The sequence below is a fragment of the Serratia sp. CMO1 genome (genome assembly GCF_015689115.1).
In the GTDB taxonomy this organism is placed as follows: Bacteria; Pseudomonadota; Gammaproteobacteria; order Enterobacterales; family Enterobacteriaceae; genus Serratia; species Serratia marcescens.
Genome location: NZ_CP065032.1, coordinates 4,115,927 through 4,135,381 on the forward strand (window position 1 = coordinate 4,115,927; position 19,455 = coordinate 4,135,381).

Here is a 19,455-nt window from a genome sequence, read left to right on the forward strand (position 1 = left end):
TCGATGTCCTGGACTGTAAGGTACAGTGCCCGGTTCCGCTCAGCCAGCATATCAGGATTTGAAACGGTTGTTAATTCGTTCACATAAAAGCAACATTAAATCTTTGCTGAATCGTTGAGCGCAGCGTAATCGGCTGCCGGACAAACAGGGCATTATATCCACATAATTAAAACGGATATAAGCATGAGGATCGGAATTTGGCGCAGCGGCCACAAAAAACCGTTTTGTGCATCTGGGCAAAAAAAACGGCCCCTTCTCAGGAGCCGCTTGTTAACCGGTCAAGCCAGCAGAATTACTTCTTCTTGGCTTTCGGGTTAGGCAGGTCGGTGATGCTGCCTTCGTAGATTTCCGCCGCCAGGCCCACGGATTCGTGCAGGGTCGGGTGAGCGTGGATGGTCAGCGCGATGTCTTCCGCGTCGCAGCCCATCTCGATGGCCAGACCGATTTCACCCAGCAGTTCGCCGCCGTTGGTGCCGACAATCGCGCCACCGATGATGCGGTGAGTTTCTTTGTCGAAGATCAGTTTGGTCATGCCGTCTGCACAGTCGGAAGCGATCGCACGGCCGGAAGCCGCCCACGGGAAGGTGGAGGTTTCGTAGCTGATGCCTTTCTCTTTCGCTTCTTTCTCGGTCAGACCCACCCACGCCACTTCCGGCTCGGTGTAAGCGATGGATGGGATCACTTTCGGATCGAAGTAGTGCTTCATGCCGGCGATAACTTCTGCGGCAACGTGGCCTTCGTGCACGCCTTTGTGCGCCAGCATCGGCTGCCCGACGATGTCGCCGATGGCGAAGATGTGCGGCACGTTGGTGCGCAGCTGTTTGTCGACGTTGATGAAGCCACGCTCGTCAACTTCCACACCGGCTTTGCCGGCATCCAGCAGTTTGCCGTTCGGCACGCGGCCGATCGCCACCAGCACCGCGTCGTAACGCTGTGGTTCTGCCGGCGCTTTTTTACCTTCCATCGTGACGTAGATGCCGTCTTCTTTGGCTTCTACCGCGGTCACTTTGGTTTCCAGCATCAGGTTGAACTGCTTGCTGATACGTTTGGTGAAGACTTTCACCACGTCTTTATCTGCCGCCGGGATAACCTGATCGAACATTTCAACGACGTCGATCTGTGAACCCAGCGCATGGTATACGGTGCCCATTTCCAGGCCGATGATGCCGCCGCCCATAACCAGCAGACGCTCTGGGACGGTTTTCAGCTCCAGCGCATCGGTGGAATCCCACACGCGTGGATCTTCATGAGGAATGAATGGCAGTTGGATCGGACGAGAGCCTGCAGCGATGATGGCGTTGTCGAAGTTGATGGTGGTTGGGCCGTTTTCGCCTTCCACAACCAGGGTGTTAGCGCCGGTGAACTTGCCCAGGCCGTTGACCACTTTCACTTTACGGCCTTTCGCCATGCCAGCCAGACCGCCGGTCAGCTGAGTGATGACTTTTTCTTTCCAGACGCGCACTTTGTCGATGTCGGTTTTCGGCTCGCCGAAAACGATGCCGTGTTCGGCCAGCGCTTTGGCTTCTTCGATCACTTTGGCAACGTGCAGCAGTGCTTTGGAAGGGATACATCCCACGTTCAGGCAAACCCCGCCCAGAGTGGAATAACGTTCAACCAGAACGGTTTCAAGACCTAAGTCAGCGCAACGAAAGGCTGCAGAGTAACCTGCCGGGCCCGCCCCAAGTACCACGACCTGAGTTTTAATTTCAGTACTCATCATGACCTCTTAATTGATTGTCCGGCGGGTCAGACGTCATTTTTATTGCTAATCGATCTCATAACGCCCTTCATCCACCGGGACGCTTACACCGCGAGCAGTTTACAGAATTGTTAATAATCTGCAAAGCGTGTTCGAGTGACCCGTGTCTCAACAATTTTGTCGAGTTATGCAAAATCCGACAAAACTGCTACAGAATCGTCAGGGGCGCAGCATGCTGCGCCCCTTTTGCATTACATCACCAGACGGCGAATGTCGGACAACATGTTGTTGATGATGGTGATGAAGCGCGCACCATCGGCACCGTCGATAACGCGGTGGTCGAAGGACAGCGACATCGGCATCATCAGGCGCGGCATGAACTCTTTACCGTTCCAGACCGGCTCCATCGCAGACTTGGAGACGCCCAGGATAGCCACTTCCGGCGCGTTGACGATCGGCGCGAAGTGAGTCGTCCCGATGCCGCCCAGGCTGGAGATGGTGAAGCAGCCGCCCTGCATCTCGCCCGCGGTCAGCTTGCCGTCGCGCGCTTTCTTGGAGATGGTCATCAGCTCGCGAGACAACTCGGTGATGCTCTTCTTGTTCACGTCCTTGAACACCGGAACCACCAGGCCGTTCGGGGTATCTACCGCCACGCCGATGTTGATGTATTTCTTCAGCGTCAGCTTCTGGCCATCTTCGGACAGCGAGCTGTTGAAGCGCGGCATCTGCTCCAGAGCGGCAGCGACGGCTTTCATGATGAACACGACAGGCGTGAACTTCACGTCCAGCTTGCGCTTGGCCGCTTCTTCGTTCTGCTGCTTGCGGAACGCTTCCAGATCGGTGATGTCGGTTTTGTCGAAGTGAGTCACGTGCGGGATCATCACCCAGTTGCGGCTCAGGTTCGCGCCAGAGATCTTCTGGATGCGGCCCATCTCGACTTCTTCGATCTCGCCGAACTTGCTGAAGTCCACTTTCGGCCATGGCAGCATGCCCGGCAGACCGCCGCCGGCAGCAGCCGGAGCCGCTTCAGCGCGTTTCACCGCGTCTTTCACGTAAGCCTGAACGTCTTCGCGCAGGATGCGGCCTTTACGACCGGTGCCTTTCACTTTCGCCAGGTTAACGCCGAATTCGCGCGCCAGACGACGAATGACCGGAGTCGCGTGCACGTAGGCCGCGTTCTCGGCGAACTCGCCTTTGTCTTCAGCTTTCGCAGCCGGCGCGGCGGCTTTAGCGGCGGCCGGCGCCGGCGCAGCGTCCGCTTTAGCGGCTGGAGCGGCGGCAGCGGCAGGCGCAGCGCCTTCCACTTCGAACACCATGATCAGGGAGCCGGTTTTCACTTTGTCGCCGGTCGCGATCTTGATCTCTTTCACGGTGCCCGCGAACGGCGCTGGCACTTCCATGGAGGCCTTGTCGCCTTCCACGGTGATCAGAGACTGCTCGGCGGCAACCTTGTCGCCCACCTTGACCATCACCTCGGTCACTTCGACTTCATCACCGCCGATGTCCGGCACGGCGACGTCTTTGGCCGCAGAGGCCGCAGGCGCTGCAGCGGCAGCCGGTGCTTCAGCCGCAGCCGGGGCCGCAGCGGAAGCGGCGCCAGCCACTTCGAACACCATGATCAGGGAACCGGTTTTCACTTTGTCGCCGGTCGCGATCTTGATCTCTTTCACGGTGCCCGCGAACGGCGCAGGGACTTCCATGGAAGCCTTGTCGCCTTCCACAGTGATCAGGGACTGCTCGGCTTCCACCTTATCGCCCACTTTCACCAGGATCTCGGTCACTTCGACTTCGTCGGCGCCGATGTCCGGCACGGCAACGTCTTTGGCCGCAGCGGCAGCCGGGGCAGCTGCTGCTGCCGCCGGTTTTTCTTCCGATTTCGCCGCCGGTGCAGCTTCCGCTGCGCCTGCCGCTTCGAAGATCATGATCAGTTTGCCGGTTTCGGTTTTATCGCCGACCGCCACTTTGATCTCTTTCACCACGCCCGCCTGCGGGGAGGGCACTTCCATGGAAGCCTTGTCGCCTTCCACGGTGATCAGCGATTGTTCCGCTTCAACTTTATCGCCGACCTTCACCAGAATCTCGGTGATTTCGACTTCATCTGCACCGATGTCCGGTACGTTGATTTCGATAGACATTATTCAGTACCTCTTAGGCCAGACGCGGGTTAACTTTTTCCGGGTTGATGTCGAATTTCTTGATTGCATCAGCAACCACAGAAGCTTCGATCTCACCGCGTTTAGCCAGTTCACCCAGAGCAGCAACCACCACGTAAGATGCATCGACTTCGAAGTGGTGACGCAGGTTTTCGCGGCTGTCCGAACGACCAAAGCCGTCGGTGCCCAGTACGCGATAATCGCTGGCCGGCACATAAGTACGAACCTGTTCGGCGAACAGTTTCATGTAGTCGGTAGACGCTACCGCAGGCGCGTCGCTCATCACCTGAGCGATGTAAGGCACGCGTGGCGTTTCGGTTGGGTGCAGCATGTTCCAGCGCTCGCAATCCTGGCCGTCGCGTGCCAGTTCGGTGAACGAGGTCACGCTGTAGGTGTCGGAACCCACGCCGTAGTCCTTCGCCAGGATCTGCGCAGCTTCGCGCACGTGGCGCAGGATGGCGCCGGAGCCCAACAGCTGCACCTTGCCTTTGCTGCCTTCCAGCGTTTCCAGCTTGTAGATACCCTTGCGGATACCTTCTTCCGCACCCTGCGGCATCGCAGGCATGTGGTAGTTTTCGTTCAGCGTGGTCAGGTAGTAGTACACGTTTTCCGGGTTGTCGCCATACATGCGCACCAGACCGTCGTGCATGATCACCGCCACTTCGTACGCGTAAGCCGGATCGTAAGAGATGCAGTTAGGGATGGTCAGAGACTGAATGTGGCTGTGGCCATCTTCGTGCTGCAGACCTTCGCCGTTCAGGGTAGTACGGCCCGAGGTCCCGCCGATCAGGAAGCCGCGCGCCTGTTGGTCGCCCGCTGCCCAGCACAGGTCGCCGATGCGTTGGAAACCGAACATCGAGTAGTAGATGTAGAACGGAATCATCGGCAGATCGTTGGTGCTGTAGGAGGTCGCTGCGGCCAGCCAGGAAGAGGCTGCACCCAGTTCGTTGATGCCTTCCTGCAGGATTTGGCCTTTCTCGTCTTCTTTGTAGTAAGCAACCTGCTCACGGTCCTGCGGGGTGTACTGCTGGCCGTTCGGGCTGTAGATACCGATCTGACGGAACAGACCTTCCATACCGAAGGTACGCGCTTCGTCGGCGATGATTGGCACCAGGCGATCTTTGATCGACTTGTTCTTCAGCATCACATTCAGGGCACGCACGAAGGCGATAGTGGTGGAGATCTCTTTGTTCTGCTCTTCCAGCAGCGAGCTGAAATCTTCCAGCGCCGGCATTTCCAGCTTCTGGGTGAACTCCGGCAGACGGGTAGGCACGTAGCCTTTCAGCGCCTGGCGACGTTCGTGCAGGTATTTGTACTCTTCGGAATCTTTCTCGAAGGTGATGTACGGCAGTTTTTCGATGTCAGCATCGGCAACCGGCACATTGAAACGATCGCGGAAGTGGTGAACCCCTTCCATGTTCATTTTCTTCACCTGGTGAGCGATGTTTTTACCTTCCGCGGTTTCACCCATGCCGTAACCTTTGATGGTGTGGGCCAGGATAACGGTCGGTTTGCCTTTGGTGTCCTGCGCTTTTTTCAGTGCAGCGAAGATTTTCTTCGGATCGTGACCACCACGGTTCAGCGCCCAGATTTCGTCGTCGCTCATGTCTTTGACCAGCGCCGCGGTTTCCGGGTAACGGCCGAAGAAGTGCTCGCGCACGTAAGCGCCGTCTTTGGATTTGAAGGTCTGGTAGTCGCCGTCCAGGGTCTCGTTCATCAGCTGAACCAGTTTACCGCTGGTGTCTTTGCGCAGCAGCTCGTCCCAACGGCCGCCCCAGATCACTTTCAGCACCTGCCAGCCTGCGCCGGAGAAGATGCCTTCCAGTTCGTTGATGATCTTGCCGTTACCGGTGACCGGGCCGTCCAGGCGCTGCAGGTTGCAGTTGATGACGAACACCAGGTTGTCCAGCTTCTCACGAGTCGCGATGGTGATGGCGCCTTTGGATTCCGGCTCATCCATCTCACCGTCGCCCAGGAAGGCGTAAACGGTCTGCTCAGAGGTGTCTTTCAGGCCGCGGTGTTCCAGGTATTTCAGGAACTTCGCCTGATAGATGGCGCTGATTGGGCCCAGGCCCATGGATACGGTCGGGAACTGCCAGAATTCCGGCATCAGCTTAGGATGCGGGTAAGAGGACAGACCGTTGCCGTGCACTTCCTGACGGAAGTTGTTCATCTGTTCTTCGGTCAGGCGGCCTTCAAGGAAGGCGCGCGCGTAAACGCCCGGAGAGATGTGGCCCTGGAAGTACACCAGGTCGCCGCCGTCTTTCTCGTTGCGTGCGCGGAAGAAGTGGTTAAAGCAGACTTCATAGAAGGTCGCGGAAGACTGGAAGGAAGCCATGTGGCCGCCCAGCTCCAGGTCTTTTTTGGATGCGCGCAGAACGGTCATGATCGCGTTCCAACGGATCGCAGAGCGAATGCGGCGTTCCAGATCCAGGTTGCCTGGGTAGGCCGGTTCGTCTTCTACCGCGATGGTGTTGACGTAGTTGTGCGCTGCAGCACCGGCCGCAACGTTAACGCCGCCTTTGCGGGCTTCTCCCAATACCTGATCAATCAGAAACTGAGCTCGCTCAACACCCTCTTCACGGATGACCGATTCGATCGCCTGCAGCCAGTCGCGGGTTTCGATCGGATCCACGTCATTGTTTAAACGTTCTGACATGGTGGTATTCCTTATCTGTCTAATGGTTTGTTTGGAGCCTGTCTTCCTGTGTTCTGTGCAAAAACACACGAAGACAGGCCCATCAGTTTAGTTGCCGCTTAAGTACTTAACTAAGTACCTCGAACTTAACCCCCGCAGGCTGGTGTACCCTGAAGAGGACAGCTCTTAATCCTTGCGTTGCTGGAGACGCCGTAGCGATCTCTCGCGCCGAGTATGCTCCCGGCTGAGATCCAGCAAGATTTCCTCGATAAACGCCAAGTGGCGATGCGAGGCTTCACGGGCCTTTTCCGGCTCGCGTGCCACAATCGCCTCAAAAATTCCGGCGCGGTGGCTGCTCACTTTTGCCAACATCTCACGGCGCGAGTAGAGCAATTCAAAGTTCTGACGCACGTTCTGTTCCAGCATCGGCCCCATGCAGCGTAGCAGGTGAAGTAACACAACGTTGTGAGCGGCTTCGGTCACGGCGATTTGATACTGCATGACCGCATCGGCTTCGGCGTCGAGATCGCCGCTGTCTTGAGCCTGTTGAATCACGATGTGGCAATCGCGGATGCGCGCCAGATCTTCATCGGTGCCGCGCAGCGCCGCGTAATAGGCGGCAATGCCTTCCAGCGCGTGACGGGTTTCCAGCAGATCGAACTGTGATTCGGGATGGTCGGCCAGCAGCTCGGCCAGCGGATCGCTGAAGCTCTGCCACAGATTAGTTTGCACGAAGGTGCCGCCGCCCTGACGGCGCAGGAGCAGCCCTTTCGCTTCAAGGCGCTGAATGGCCTCTCTCAGAGAAGGACGGGAGACATCAAATTGTTTCGCCAGCTCGCGCTCCGGAGGCAGTTTTTCGCCTGGGCGCAGTGTCCCCTCGAGGATCAGGTATTCGAGCTGTTGCTCGATAACATCTGACAACTTGGGTTGGCGGATTTTGCTGTAGGCCATGAGTGAATTCTTCTCTGCGAATGGCGCGGAGTCAATTGGTAATACCAATTTCAAAAACGTGACGGTAAAGTAACAAAGTATTCACCTCCTGTCCATACGGGCCTTGATCGAAATCAGGTTACCCGCACATTTTAACACCCCGCTGAAAACCCCGCTGCAAACCGGTAACGCCGTGATGGTATTACCATTTACGCGGCGGGTTGGGGATTTAACTTTTACCAAACCTTACGCAAGGCAGAGTGCAAACTTTTTGCCCGAGTTTTATTGCATGGTTATGACGCTTTAATGAATGGCTATTTGGCGAGCGGCGCAACGGTGGTTCGTTCATTATTTGAACGCACCCCACCGTTCAGATCTACGTTATTTTTGCGCATTATGTGATTTGTTGCTTATTTCATGCACTGAATCCCCCCCGCCGTCACACAACCCGCATTTTGTTTCCTAAACTGCTGCAATCTTAATCACTCACACGACAAAGCAGGTGCAAACCGACGCACATAACATTATTCTCTGCCAAACGGTAGCGGCGCCGTGGAATTAATAGCTATAACGCCGTAAATAAAACAAAACACACATCGTAACCACTGCTTTACAAGCAGGTGGGCATTCACAACGACAGAGGGTTAGATTGATGGATGGTCAACAGCATGGTGACCAGCTGAAACGCGGCCTGAAAAACCGCCATATTCAGCTCATCGCCTTAGGTGGCGCAATCGGCACCGGGTTATTTCTCGGTATCGCTCAAACAATAAAAATGGCCGGCCCGTCAGTGCTTCTCGGCTACGCCATCGGCGGCTTCATCGCGTTTCTGATCATGCGCCAGCTGGGGGAAATGGTGGTGGAAGAGCCGGTCGCCGGCTCCTTCAGCCACTTCGCCTACAAATACTGGGGCAACTTCGCCGGCTTCGCCTCCGGCTGGAACTACTGGGTGCTGTATGTCCTGGTGGCGATGGCGGAGTTGACCGCGGTCGGCATCTACGTGCAGTACTGGTGGCCGGAGATCCCCACCTGGGTTTCCGCCGCGGTGTTCTTCCTGGCGATCAACGCCATCAACCTGGCCAACGTCAAAGTTTACGGCGAGATGGAGTTCTGGTTCGCCATCATCAAAGTGGTGGCGATTATCGGCATGATCGTGTTCGGCGCCTACCTGCTGTTCAGCGGCATGGGTGGCCCGGAAGCCACCGTCACCAACCTGTGGGCGCAGGGCGGGTTCTTCCCGAACGGCGTCATGGGCCTGGTGATGGCGATGGCGGTGATCATGTTCTCCTTCGGCGGCCTCGAGCTGGTCGGCATCACTGCAGCCGAAGCCGACAACCCGCAAAAAAGCATTCCGAAAGCGACCAATCAGGTGATCTACCGCATCCTGATCTTCTATATCGGTTCGCTGGCCATTCTGCTGTCGCTGTACCCGTGGGGCAAAGTGGTCGAAGGCGGCAGCCCGTTCGTGCTGATCTTCCACGCGCTGAACAGCAACCTGGTGGCGACCGTGCTGAACATCGTGGTGCTCACCGCCGCGCTGTCGGTCTACAACAGCTGCGTCTACTGCAACAGCCGCATGCTGTACGGCCTGGCGCAGCAGGGCAACGGCCCGAAAAGCCTGCTGAAGGTCGACGGCCGCGGCGTGCCGGTGGTGGCCATCGGCATTTCCGCCCTCGCCACCGCGCTGTGCGTGCTGATTAACTACCTGATCCCGGGCCGCGCCTTCGAACTATTGATGGCGTTGGTGGTATCGGCGCTGGTGATCAACTGGGCGATGATCAGCCTGGCGCACCTGAAGTTCCGCGCCGCCAAAAACCGCGAAGGCGTGGTGCCGAAGTTCAAAGCGTTCTGGTATCCGTTCAGCAACTACCTGTGCCTGCTGTTCATGGCCGGCATCCTGGTGATCATGTACCTGACGCCGGGCATTCAAATCTCGGTGCTGCTGATCCCGGTGTGGGTAGCGATCCTGGCCGTCGGTTACGCCATCAAACAGCGCAGCCAGCGCGTCGACGGCGTCACCAGCCGTTGAACCCCGTGACCGCGCAATAAAATGGCCCGCAGATGCGGGCCATTTTTTTCGCCTGAACGCCGCTTACTTGCGCAGCGCTTTCACCTGCTCGGCGGTGACGTCCGCCGGCAAACCGCCCCAGGTCACCCGCAGGTAATTCACCAGTTCCGCCACTTCAGCATCGCTCAGACGCTCGCCGAAGCCCGGCATGCTCTGCATGCTTTCACCGTTCGGGAACTGCTGGGCCGGCAGGCCATCCAGCACCGACACGATCAGGTTCTTGCCGTCCGCCTGGCGCAGCGTGGCGTTATCGCGCATCGCCGGTGCGACGTGCGGTTTGCCCTCGCCTTCGCGCGCATGGCAACCGGCGCACTGATCCAGATAGGTCATGCGCCCGGCATCGCTGCCCTGGCCCATTTTCACCGGCACCGCCGCCGGCGGCTGCTCACCCATCAGATACAGCGCCAGCGCCTGATGATCTTCCGGCGTCAAATGACGGGTGCTGAGATCCACCACCATGTGCATCTCGCTGAAGGCGGAACCCTGCGGTGCGAGGCCGGTGCTGAGGAAGCGGCTGACGTCCTGCGGCGTCCAGCCGCGCTGCGCCAGACCGTGCGGCGTAATGTCCGGCGCCATGAAGCGGCCGAGATCGCCGCCCTGCATCGGTTTGCCGAGATCCATCTGCCCCAGCGCGCCGCGCGGCGTGTGGCATTCGCCCCAGTGGCCCAGCACGTCGGCCAGATAGCGACCGCGCTGCCATTGCGGCGAGCTGCCCTGCGAGCTGGCCGGCAACGGATCCTGACTGCGGAACAACAGATTCCAGCCGATCAGCGCCATGCGCTGGTTAAACGGAAATGGCATGTCGTTGGCCGGAATGGCCACGTCCACCGCCGGGCGCGTCATCAGGTAAGCGTAGATGTCGTCGGCGTCCTGACGCGACATGCCCTTATACGAAGTGTAAGGCATCGCCGGGTACAGGTGCCGCCCGCCCGGCGCCACGCCCTGCGTCAACGCCAGGAAGAAGTCGTCCTTGCTCCAGCGCCCGATGCCGTGGTCGGCCGACGGCGTCAAGTTACTGCCGTAAATCGTGCCGAACGGCGTGTCCAGCGGATAGCCGCCGGCCAACGGCGCCCCACCGCTGGCGGTATGGCAGGCGGCGCAGTCGGCGGCCTGCGCCAGATAACGGCCGCGGGCGATCTGTTCGGCGCTGGCGGTTACCTGCTGCACCGGGCCGTCGTAACGGCGGTTTTCCCGCCACCACAGCAGCGCAATCACCACGATCGCCACCAGCACAATCAACACTGCGAGACGTTTTTTCATTGCGCCGTCTCCTTCAGCAGGCCCGGCGTTTTCAGCACCACGTCGCGCACCGCTTCGTAGTAGCGCACGTAGCCGGTGCAGCGGCAAATGTGGCTATCCAGCGCCTGCTCGATGGCATTCTCCAGCTGATCGCGGGCGATCGGCTCACGCTTGAGCTTTTCCACGAAAATGGTGGCGGCGTTGACGAAGCCCGGCGTGCAGTAGCCGCACTGGAAGCTGTAGTGTTCCAGAAACGCCTGCTGGATCGGCGACAGCTCGACCACCTCGCCCTGTTCGTCCACCCTGGCGTGGCCTTCGACAGTGCGCACTTTCTTGCCGTTGAAGAAATGCGCGCCGGTGATGCAGGTGCGCACCTCTTCGCTGGTGCCGCTCGGGTGATCGACGATTGCCACGCAGGCGTGGCAAATGCCCTGCCCGCAGCCGAGGCGCGAACCGGTCAAATCGAGATACTCGTGCAGGAAATCGATCATCATCAGGCCTTCCGGCACCTCGATCGGGCCGTACTGCTTTTCGTTGATGGTCAGGGAAATCGGCTGGGTTTTAATGCTCATTGTAATACCTCACGAATATTTTCTGCACGAACGGGCAAATCACGGAAACGGTGGCCGGTGGCGTCGGCGATGGCGTTGACCAGCGCGGCCACGATCGGGATCATCACCACCTCCGCCATGCCTTTCGGCGGATCGGTTTCCGACAGCGCCGGTAGGATGTCGCCGCTCTGTTTCCACACCGCCACATCACTGGCGCGCGGCAGGTGGTAACGGTTGAAGTTCCAGGTGCCGTTGCCCGGGCCGTCTTCGTACAGCGGTAAATATTCGTGCAGCGCATGGCCGATGCCCATCGCCAGCCCGCCCTGCAGCTGGCCGGAAACCAGTTCCGGCACGATCAGGTTGCCGCACTCCATGATCGAGTGGTGATTCAACAACTCCACCTGGCCGGTGGCGATATCCACCGCCACTTCCGCCAACGTGCCGACGGCGCTGTAGTAGGTCACCGCCGCATTGTTGCGCTGGGTCGGCGGGTAGTAGACCTGCCCGCGCGCCAGCGGTTTGAATTCGCCGCCGGCATTGCGCAGCGCCATGCCGTCGATCGGCAGGCGTTCGCTTTTGCCGTTCAACGTGAAATCGGCCTCCGCCCACTGCCAGCGGTTGAACACGTGCACCGCGGCACCGGTGACGCCGCCCATCTGATAAGCAGTCTTGGCCAGCAGCTCGAGGCTCAGCACCGACATGCCCGCCGCCGTCAGGCCGCCTTCGACCCAACGCGCATCTTCGCGCCGCACCACCAGCGGCGCCGCCTGGCCGCCGCCGATACCGGCCTGCCACAGCGCCATCGCCGCCGGCCACAGGCCGTGATCGAAGATCAGGCGCGCCGCTTCGCGGGTGCTGTGCGAGAAGTAATAGGCCGAGTTGCTGGCGCTGGACGGCGAACAGTAGCTCGGCGTCCAGTTGGGGTTGGTTTGCAGCTTGTCCTGCTCTTCCTGCGACATCAGGTAAGGATCGCCGCTGGTGACCATCGGCAATACCGACCAGTCGGTGACCGAGAAGTGCGCTTCGTCGGCCGGTTTGCCCAGCCACTGCGCGCACAATACCGACTGCGAGGTCGACATGCCGGTGCCCATCTCCGCGCCGCTGTGATGCAGGGTGATGCGGCCATCTTCGCTCAGCTCCACCCGGGCGAACGAAGTTTCCGCCCCGGTGCCGAAGTCTTTCTGCACGCAGCCGAAGCCGACGCCATAGCGCTTGCCGGGATGGCGGCTCTCAAACTCGGCCTTGCGTTCGGCGCGCTTGAGCCACATCTCGTGCTTCGCCGCCTTCTCCAGCACTTCATCGGCGCGGATCGCACCGGCCGGGATCGCCCCCTGGGTGTTTTTCATGCCGGATTTCAGCACGTTGCGCAGGCGAAACTCGATCGGGTCGATCTTCAGCTCGGCGGCCAGCTCATCCACCATCATCTCGGTGGCGGCCATGCTCTGCAGCGTGCCGTAACCGCGCGCCGAACCGGCGTCGATGGCGCGTGAAGCCAACCCGACCGACGACAGATCGCTTTTCGGGAAGTAGTAAATCGACTGGGCGGCGGTTGCGCCGACCATCACCACCGAAGGGGTAAAGTTGCTGCGGCCGCCGCCGTCCGCGGTCATGTCACCGAGGAACGACTGCATGACGCCGGTCTGCTTATTCACCGTGATGCGGTAGTTCATGTCGAACGCGTGGCGCTTCAACGCCGTCTGGAACTGTTCGAAGCGATCATTGGCCAGGCGCACCGGGTGGCCGTCGCCATACATCGCCGCCACCGCGCCGTAATACGGGAAGTTGTAGTGATCTTTCGAGCCGTAGCCCACGGTGTAGCACGGGTGCAGGATCAGCTGTTTCACCGGCGGGTTGCGCTTGGCCAGCATGCGCGGCATCTCGTCGGCCACTTCCTGCGGCGACTGGGTCGGCACCACCAGATGCAGGGTTTGCGTCTGCGCGTCGAACCAGCCGTTGGCGTTGTCCGGCTCCAGCGCCGAGGTGTCGATCGACTGCGTGGTGTAGCGGCGCGACATTACCAGCCAGTCGGCCGGCGTGTTCGCCATCTCGTCGGCGATCATCCCCGCATAGCGCATGCCTTCCTGATCCAGCTTGCCGCCCTCACGCCCTTCCGGCCACACCGGCAGGTGTTTTTTCATCGACACCGGGAAGATCGGCGTGTCCTTCAGGCTGGAGAAGCGGTCGTCGTCGAACGGCTGTTCTCCCCCCACCCGCACATAGCGGAAGCTGCCCCAGGGATCGCGCTCCAGCGGGCCGGTGACCGCGCCGTATTTGATGGTTTCCTCACGGAATTTCAGCTTGTCCTTGGCGAAGCGGAAACGGGCGAAGTCGTGATAGATCAGGATCGCCACCGCCTGGCCGAGGTAGGCCGGGGTTTTGCCGCTCGGCAGCAGCATGTCGTCACCGTAGAACGCCGGAAAGGCCAGGCCGTCGCGCGCCAGATCTTCCGCCGTCACCAGGCGATCGGGCTGCAGATCGTCCCCCAGCAGCGACAGATCGACGCCTTCGAACAGCCGGTCGGCTTTAGTCACGCGCAGAATGAAGGCGTGCGCCTGTTTCTGCGGCCAGTGCGGCATGTCCACCGCGCGGATATCGCGCGCGAACACCTTCTGCCCCATGACCTTGGCGCGGCCATCGATACGGAAACGGACGCGCTTGGCCTGCGGATCCCAGTTGGGCGACTGGAGGATTTTTTGCTCGAACAGCGCGGCGTAGGCACGGCTGTACAGGGGGGCGAGGTACACGGAGACCCCCGCAATCACGGCGCTTTTGATAAAGCGGCGCCGCGACGGGTTGAAATTGCTCATAAATAAGTCCTTCACGTCTTTCTTGTAATTGGTTTTTGTTCGCGGTGTTGTTGCGCAAACGCTGACGACCTTGCCGTAGACGTCATAAGCATATGCTTATAACTAAAATTATGTGATGATTAACAGGTTGTTTTCAACAAAAAAACATTTACAAAACACAGGTAGTTTGTAGGCTAATAAATAATTTGCGCAAACGCGGACTTCAACCATGACCACGGGCATTGTCATTACCGCCGCCGGACGCGGAGAGCGCTTTATTCAGGCCGGCGGCCAGGGCAACAAATTGAACGCCGGATTTGCCGATGCGGCGGGCGAGCAGAGATCGCTGTTTGAACACACCCTGCGCCGGGCATTGGCCTCCGGCCTGCCGGTACATGTGGTGGCCCGGCCGGATAATCTGCCGGTGCTGGCAGCCTGCGCCGCCAACCAGGTGCCGGTCACCCTGCTCGCCAGCGCGGGCCTCGGCGACTCAATCGCCGCGGGCGTTGCGGCCACGCCGCACTGGCAAGGCTGGCTGATCCACCTGGCCGATATGCCGTTCGTCGGCGCCGACGTTTTCCGACAGGTGGCGGATGCCTTGCGGCAGCACCCGATCGTGCGCCCCAGCTATGCGCAACAGCCCGGCCACCCGGTCGGCTTTTCCGCCCGATTGCGCAAACCACTTTGCCAACTGCGCGGCGATAATGGCGCGCGTGAACTGCTGCAAGGCGCAGCGGTGCACCTGCTGCCGCTTGAACACCCCGGCGTCGTGCGGGATATTGATCTTCCATCGCAACTCCCGGCCAGCGAGTAAATTCACCTATGCAACATCTTGATGTCACCGTGGTCAGCCAGGCGATAAGCTGGCTGCAACAACAGCCGGTCTGGTTATGCACCGTGCTCAGCACCTATGGCTCTTCGCCGCGGTCGCCGGGCGCGTTGATGGCCGCGACCCGCGACGGCCGCTACAGCGGCTCATTGTCGGGCGGGTGCGTGGAGGAAGACTTTCTGCGGCGCGTGGCCGCCGGGGAGTATCAGGCGGCCAGCCAGGTGATCCGCTACGGCGAAGGCGGCATGACGCCCAATGTGGCGCTGCCGTGCGGCGGCGTGCTGGACGTGCTGATCGAGTATCTGCCGGCGGGAGAAGCCAGCGTCGCTTACCTGCAGCGCATCGCCGGCGCGCTGGAAGGGCATCATGCGTTGCTCAAACGCCTGACGTTGCCCAACGCCTGCCATAGCCTTGAGCAGAGCCATTTCACCAGCGCCACTCAGGTTGAACGCCGGCTCGAACAGATTACCCTGCATATCGCGGCCGCGCCGCGCCTGCTGATCGCCGGGCTGTCCAGCGTGGCGCTGTACTGCGCCGATTTCGCCGTAGCGCTGGGGTTTGAGGTGCTGGTGTGCGAGAACCGCCCGGAGGCGCTGGATAACTTCGCCGCCGAGTTAAAACCGGGCGTGACGCTGCTGCGCCAGTTTCCGGCCAAGTTCATTGAGGACGGCGGTTGCCACGCCAATACCGCCGTCGTGGCGCTGACCCACGATCCGCGTATGGACGATCTGACGCTGATGGAAGCGATCCACACCCCGGCGTTTTACATCGGCGCCATGGGCTCGCTCAGAAACAGCGCGCGGCGGCGCCAGCGGTTGCAGCAGATCGCCGAATTCACGCCGCAGGAGTTGGAACGCATTCATGCGCCGATCGGCCTGCCGCTCGGCAGCAAAACCCCGGCGGAGATCGCCCTGGCGGTGATGGCGGCGATCGTGCAGCAAAAAAACCGGCGGCCGGCCGCCGACGGGATCAGTGCAGCGGCACCACCGGCACCAGATGTTGCAGCTCCAGGTGCAGCTCCTCTTTCCCGCTCAGCGAATAGCTGAACACCGTCATGTCCGGCCCGTCGCCGCGGGCCAGCCCCATTTCGGGCAGCACCTGCGTGTAGATTTGAATGATGTGGTCATTGAGCGCCACCGGCTTGCCGGAATAGCGAAAACGGCAAAACTCGCCGTGGACCTCCGGCAGCGGCTCCAGCGCCACGCCTTCACGCAGCGGATAGTCCGCCGTCACGCCCAGGGTATAGTCGACCCTGACCCGCTCGCCGTCCGGCACCAGTTGGGTAAACGAATAGGTCTGCGCCGGACGCTCGCCCAACAAGGCGTAGAACTGCGCCCGCAGCGCGCTGCGCTGCGGCAAATGCGACTTGTCCAACTTTTCGATATCCAGGTGATAAGCGTACTGTTTGCCCTGAAAGGCGTATTGCCCTCTGGCGATGCTGACGCGTTCGACCTGAATATCGCCGGGCTGGCTGGCCGCCAGCGAACGCACCAGATTGCTGAAGTCCTGTTTGCGGGCATGACGATAAACGCTAGGCGATTCGGCGAAATGTTTCTTGAAACAGCGCGAGAATGTCTGCTGATTATCGAATTGATATTCAACCGAAATATCGAGGATGCTCTTCTGCGTGAAACGCAAGGCGAAGGCGGCGATGTAGAGGCGGCGAGCGCGAATGTAGGAAGCTAACGATAATCCGGTCTGCTTCTTGAACATGCGCTGCAGGTACCATTTCGTATAGCCTGACTTGGCGGAAACGATATCCAACGACAGCGGATTGGTCAGGTTATCTTCAATCCAGACCAGTAACTCCCTGATGTGACTTTCCTGCGTGCCCATGTGCTTGCCGAACCTTATGTTGCCGATATTCCATTAGTCGAATTTTAGTGCTATTCGCGTAGGGTATACAGGTTAAAACTCGACGTCCAGCAAGCTACAGGACTTTACACAATCCCCTCCACCGCCCGCGGGCGGTGGAGGGGGCAGCGATTATTTCAGACAGCTGGAGCACTGCCCGGCCTGGATCTTCTGGAAGAAGTCATTGCCTTTGTCATCCACCAGGATAAACGCCGGGAAATCTTCCACTTCAATTTTCCAGATCGCTTCCATGCCCAGCTCAGGGTACTCCACGCACTCCAGGCTCTTGATGCTCTGCTGCGCCAGCACCGCCGCCGGGCCGCCGATACTGCCGAGGTAGAAGCCGCCGTGCTTGTGGCAGGCATCCGTCACCTGCTGGCTGCGGTTGCCTTTCGCCAGCATGATCATGCTGCCGCCGTGAGATTGCAGCAGATCGACGTAGGAATCCATACGTCCGGCGGTGGTCGGCCCCAAGGAACCGGACGCGTAGCCTTCCGGCGTTTTGGCCGGGCCGGCGTAGTAAATCGGGTGATCCTTGACGTACTGCGGCAGGCCTTCACCGCGATCCAGACGCTCTTTCAGCTTGGCGTGCGCGATATCGCGGCCGACGATGATGGTGCCGCTCAGCGACAGGCGGGTGGAAACCGGATACTGCGACAACTGTTTGAGGATCTCGGCCATCGGGCGGTTGAGATCGACCTTGATCGCTTCGCCCTCCCCGGCCTGGCGCAGCTCCTGAGGAATGAATTTACCCGGATTGTGCTCCAGTTTTTCCAGCCAGATGCCATCGCGGTTGATCTTGCCTTTGATGTTGCGATCCGCCGAGCAGGAGACGCCCATACCGACCGGGCAGGAGGCGCCGTGGCGCGGCAGGCGCACCACGCGGATATCGTGCGCGAAGTATTTGCCGCCGAATTGCGCGCCCAGCCCCAGGTTTTGCGCTTCTTGCAGCAATTCCGCTTCGAGTTCCAGATCGCGGAACGCCTGGCCATGCTCGTTGCCTTCGGTCGGCAGGCCATCGTAATACTTGGTCGAGGCCAGCTTGACGGTTTTCAGCGTCGCTTCCGCCGAGGTGCCGCCGATGACGAACGCCACGTGGTACGGCGGGCAAGCCGCGGTGCCCAACGTGCGCATCTTGTCGACCAGGTAGTTTTTCAGTTTGCCCGGCGACAGCAGCGCCTTGGTTTCCTGGTACAGATAGGTTTTGTTGGCGGAGCCGCCGCCCTTGGCGATGCAAAGGAATTTGTACTCTTCGCCGTCCACGCTGTAGAGATCGATCTGCGCCGGCAGGTTGCTGCCGGTATTGACCTCTTTATACATATCCAGCGCGGCGTTCTGCGAATAGCGCAGGTTCTCTTCGATGTAGGTGTTGTAGACCCCACGCGACAGCGCTTCTTCATCGCCGCCGCCGGTCCAGACGCGCTGGCCCTTTTTGCCGACGATGATCGCCGTGCCGGTGTCCTGGCAGGTCGGTAAAATACCCTTGGCGGCGATTTCTGAGTTACGCAGAAATTGCAGCGCAACGTACTTGTCGTTTTCGCTGGCGTCCGGATCGTCGAGGATATCGGCCACCTGCTGTTGGTGCGCCGGGCGCAGCATGAACGAGGCGTCGTGGAACGCATGCTGGGCAAGCAGGGTTAACGCTTCAGGGGCAACTTTCAGTATTTCCTGGCCTTCAAACTCGCTCACGGAAACGTGGTCGCGGCTCAGCAGATAATATTCGGTATCGTCTTTCTTCAGCGGGAACGGATCTTGATAGTGGAACGGTTTATTCGACATTGATCTCTCACTTGCAACATCAGCTGCGTTAAATTCACACTTGCGGCGCGCGAGGCGGCGCCTTGTCAAAAAACTGCCTCCACCTTACGTATTTTTAATCAGTCAGTTATTGCGCCAAATCGCAAAATAACCGCTCTTTGCGTAAGGGATTACCACAGGCGGCGTTTCAACCTTGTCCGGTGAGAACTGCGGGTACAGGCTCATCATGCACGCTTTATTATCCCGCAGTTAACACATTGATTACAATCCATCGACGGCGATCGTCTTATCAATGTGGCGAAAAACCGGCGCACAGCGCCAAGAAAGCGTCGGATGCGGATTTAGGCCGGGGCATATTGTCAGCCGCCGCGCCATTGCTTAAGCTAGGCCGCAATGAACAAACCGAGAATCCCCATCGCGCTGCAACAAGCGGTGATGCGCTGCCTGCGAGAAAAGCTGCAGTTGGCACGCCGGCATTTTGCCGTCGAGTTCCCCGAACCCAGCATCGTCTATCAGCAACGCGGCACCAGCGCGGGCACCGCCTGGCTGCAAAGCTGGGAAATCCGTCTGAACCCGGTGCTGCTGCTGGAAAACCAACAGCCGTTTATCGATGAAGTGGTGCCGCACGAGCTGGCGCACCTGCTGGTGTTTCGCCAATTCGGCCGGGTGGCGCCGCACGGCCGCGAATGGCGCTGGATGATGGAAAGCGTACTGCTGACCCCCGCCAGCCGCACTCACCGTTTCGAAACCGCCTCGGTGCAAAGCAAAACCTTCCCCTACCGCTGCGGCTGCGGACAGCACCAGCTCACCATTCGCCGCCATAACCGCGTGCTGCGCGGCGAAAGCGAATACCGCTGCCGCCGGTGCGGCGAAAAACTGAAATTTCTTGCTAGCGAGAACCTTTAGTTAAACGATTTATACGTTAAAACAAGCAAATATCGCCATTTGCC

At 59.6% G+C, this 19,455-nt stretch carries 13 protein-coding genes; 4 read left to right on the forward strand and 9 right to left on the reverse strand.

Translation table 11 applies throughout. The features are described from left to right. Positions 1-292: 292 nt before the first annotated feature. From lpdA to pdhR, 4 genes are all read right to left on the reverse strand, one after another. Positions 293-1,717 carry a dihydrolipoyl dehydrogenase gene (gene lpdA, locus IT763_RS19615; RefSeq protein WP_004937500.1) on the reverse strand — a complete coding sequence of 475 codons (1,425 nt, stop codon included), beginning with the start codon at positions 1,715-1,717 and terminating at the stop codon, positions 293-295. A 233-nt stretch (positions 1,718-1,950) separates the two neighbouring features. Beyond that, complete coding sequence (gene aceF, locus IT763_RS19620) at positions 1,951-3,834, reverse strand: pyruvate dehydrogenase complex dihydrolipoyllysine-residue acetyltransferase (protein ID WP_206194944.1); 1,884 nt, start codon at positions 3,832-3,834, stop codon at positions 1,951-1,953. A 13-nt stretch (positions 3,835-3,847) separates the two neighbouring features. Next, the gene (gene aceE, locus IT763_RS19625) at positions 3,848-6,511 is read right to left on the reverse strand and encodes a pyruvate dehydrogenase (acetyl-transferring), homodimeric type (RefSeq protein ID WP_151254407.1); all 2,664 of its coding nucleotides are present in this window, start codon (positions 6,509-6,511) and stop codon (positions 3,848-3,850) included. 165 nt (positions 6,512-6,676) lie between these two features. Beyond that, positions 6,677-7,441 carry a pyruvate dehydrogenase complex transcriptional repressor PdhR gene (gene pdhR / locus IT763_RS19630; protein ID WP_004937490.1) on the reverse strand — a complete coding sequence of 255 codons (765 nt, stop codon included), beginning with the start codon at positions 7,439-7,441 and terminating at the stop codon, positions 6,677-6,679. Between the two features lie 631 nt (positions 7,442-8,072). Here pdhR and IT763_RS19635 point away from each other — a divergent pair. Then, a complete protein-coding gene (locus tag IT763_RS19635) occupies positions 8,073-9,449 on the forward strand; it encodes an amino acid permease (RefSeq protein ID WP_004937488.1) in 1,377 nt (458 codons plus the stop codon). A gap of 63 nt (positions 9,450-9,512) precedes the next feature. Here IT763_RS19635 and IT763_RS19640 read toward each other — a convergent pair whose 3' ends face one another. Genes IT763_RS19640 through IT763_RS19650 form a run of 3 tightly spaced genes read right to left on the reverse strand, consistent with a single transcriptional unit; the run spans position 9,513 to position 14,085 of the window. Continuing rightward, a complete protein-coding gene (locus tag IT763_RS19640; RefSeq protein ID WP_206194945.1) occupies positions 9,513-10,748 on the reverse strand; it encodes a cytochrome c in 1,236 nt (411 codons plus the stop codon). After that, positions 10,745-11,299 (reverse strand): (2Fe-2S)-binding protein, encoded by a 555-nt coding sequence (locus IT763_RS19645; RefSeq protein ID WP_015379038.1) that lies wholly within the window; start codon positions 11,297-11,299, stop codon positions 10,745-10,747. The genes IT763_RS19640 and IT763_RS19645 overlap by 4 nt, the downstream gene beginning before the upstream one ends. Beyond that, positions 11,296-14,085, reverse strand: coding sequence for a xanthine dehydrogenase family protein molybdopterin-binding subunit (locus IT763_RS19650; RefSeq protein WP_206194946.1), 2,790 nt, complete (start codon positions 14,083-14,085; stop codon positions 11,296-11,298). Before IT763_RS19650 ends, IT763_RS19645 begins: the two co-directional genes overlap by 4 nt. Before the next feature lie 208 nt (positions 14,086-14,293). Between IT763_RS19650 and IT763_RS19655 the strand changes: the two genes are divergently transcribed. Both IT763_RS19655 and IT763_RS19660 read left to right on the forward strand, forming a co-directional pair. After that, positions 14,294-14,878, forward strand: coding sequence for an NTP transferase domain-containing protein (locus tag IT763_RS19655; RefSeq protein ID WP_016930078.1), 585 nt, complete (start codon positions 14,294-14,296; stop codon positions 14,876-14,878). An 8-nt stretch (positions 14,879-14,886) separates the two neighbouring features. Beyond that, positions 14,887-15,939 carry an XdhC family protein gene (locus tag IT763_RS19660; RefSeq protein ID WP_048325366.1) on the forward strand — a complete coding sequence of 351 codons (1,053 nt, stop codon included), beginning with the start codon at positions 14,887-14,889 and terminating at the stop codon, positions 15,937-15,939. On the opposite strand, the gene IT763_RS19665 is transcribed toward IT763_RS19660, so the two are convergent. Next, the gene (locus tag IT763_RS19665; protein ID WP_033639396.1) at positions 15,863-16,729 is read right to left on the reverse strand and encodes a helix-turn-helix domain-containing protein; all 867 of its coding nucleotides are present in this window, start codon (positions 16,727-16,729) and stop codon (positions 15,863-15,865) included. The genes IT763_RS19660 and IT763_RS19665 overlap by 77 nt on opposite strands. Positions 16,730-16,879: 150 nt before the next feature. Beyond that, positions 16,880-18,526: a class I fumarate hydratase FumA gene (fumA, locus tag IT763_RS19670; RefSeq protein WP_025304241.1), complete on the reverse strand. Its 1,647-nt coding sequence runs from the start codon at positions 18,524-18,526 to the stop codon at positions 16,880-16,882. A gap of 372 nt (positions 18,527-18,898) precedes the next feature. Here fumA and IT763_RS19675 point away from each other — a divergent pair, with 372 nt between their 5' ends. Then, positions 18,899-19,411 (forward strand): SprT family zinc-dependent metalloprotease, encoded by a 513-nt coding sequence (locus tag IT763_RS19675; protein WP_016930082.1) that lies wholly within the window; start codon positions 18,899-18,901, stop codon positions 19,409-19,411. The last annotated feature ends 44 nt before the right edge of the window (positions 19,412-19,455 follow it).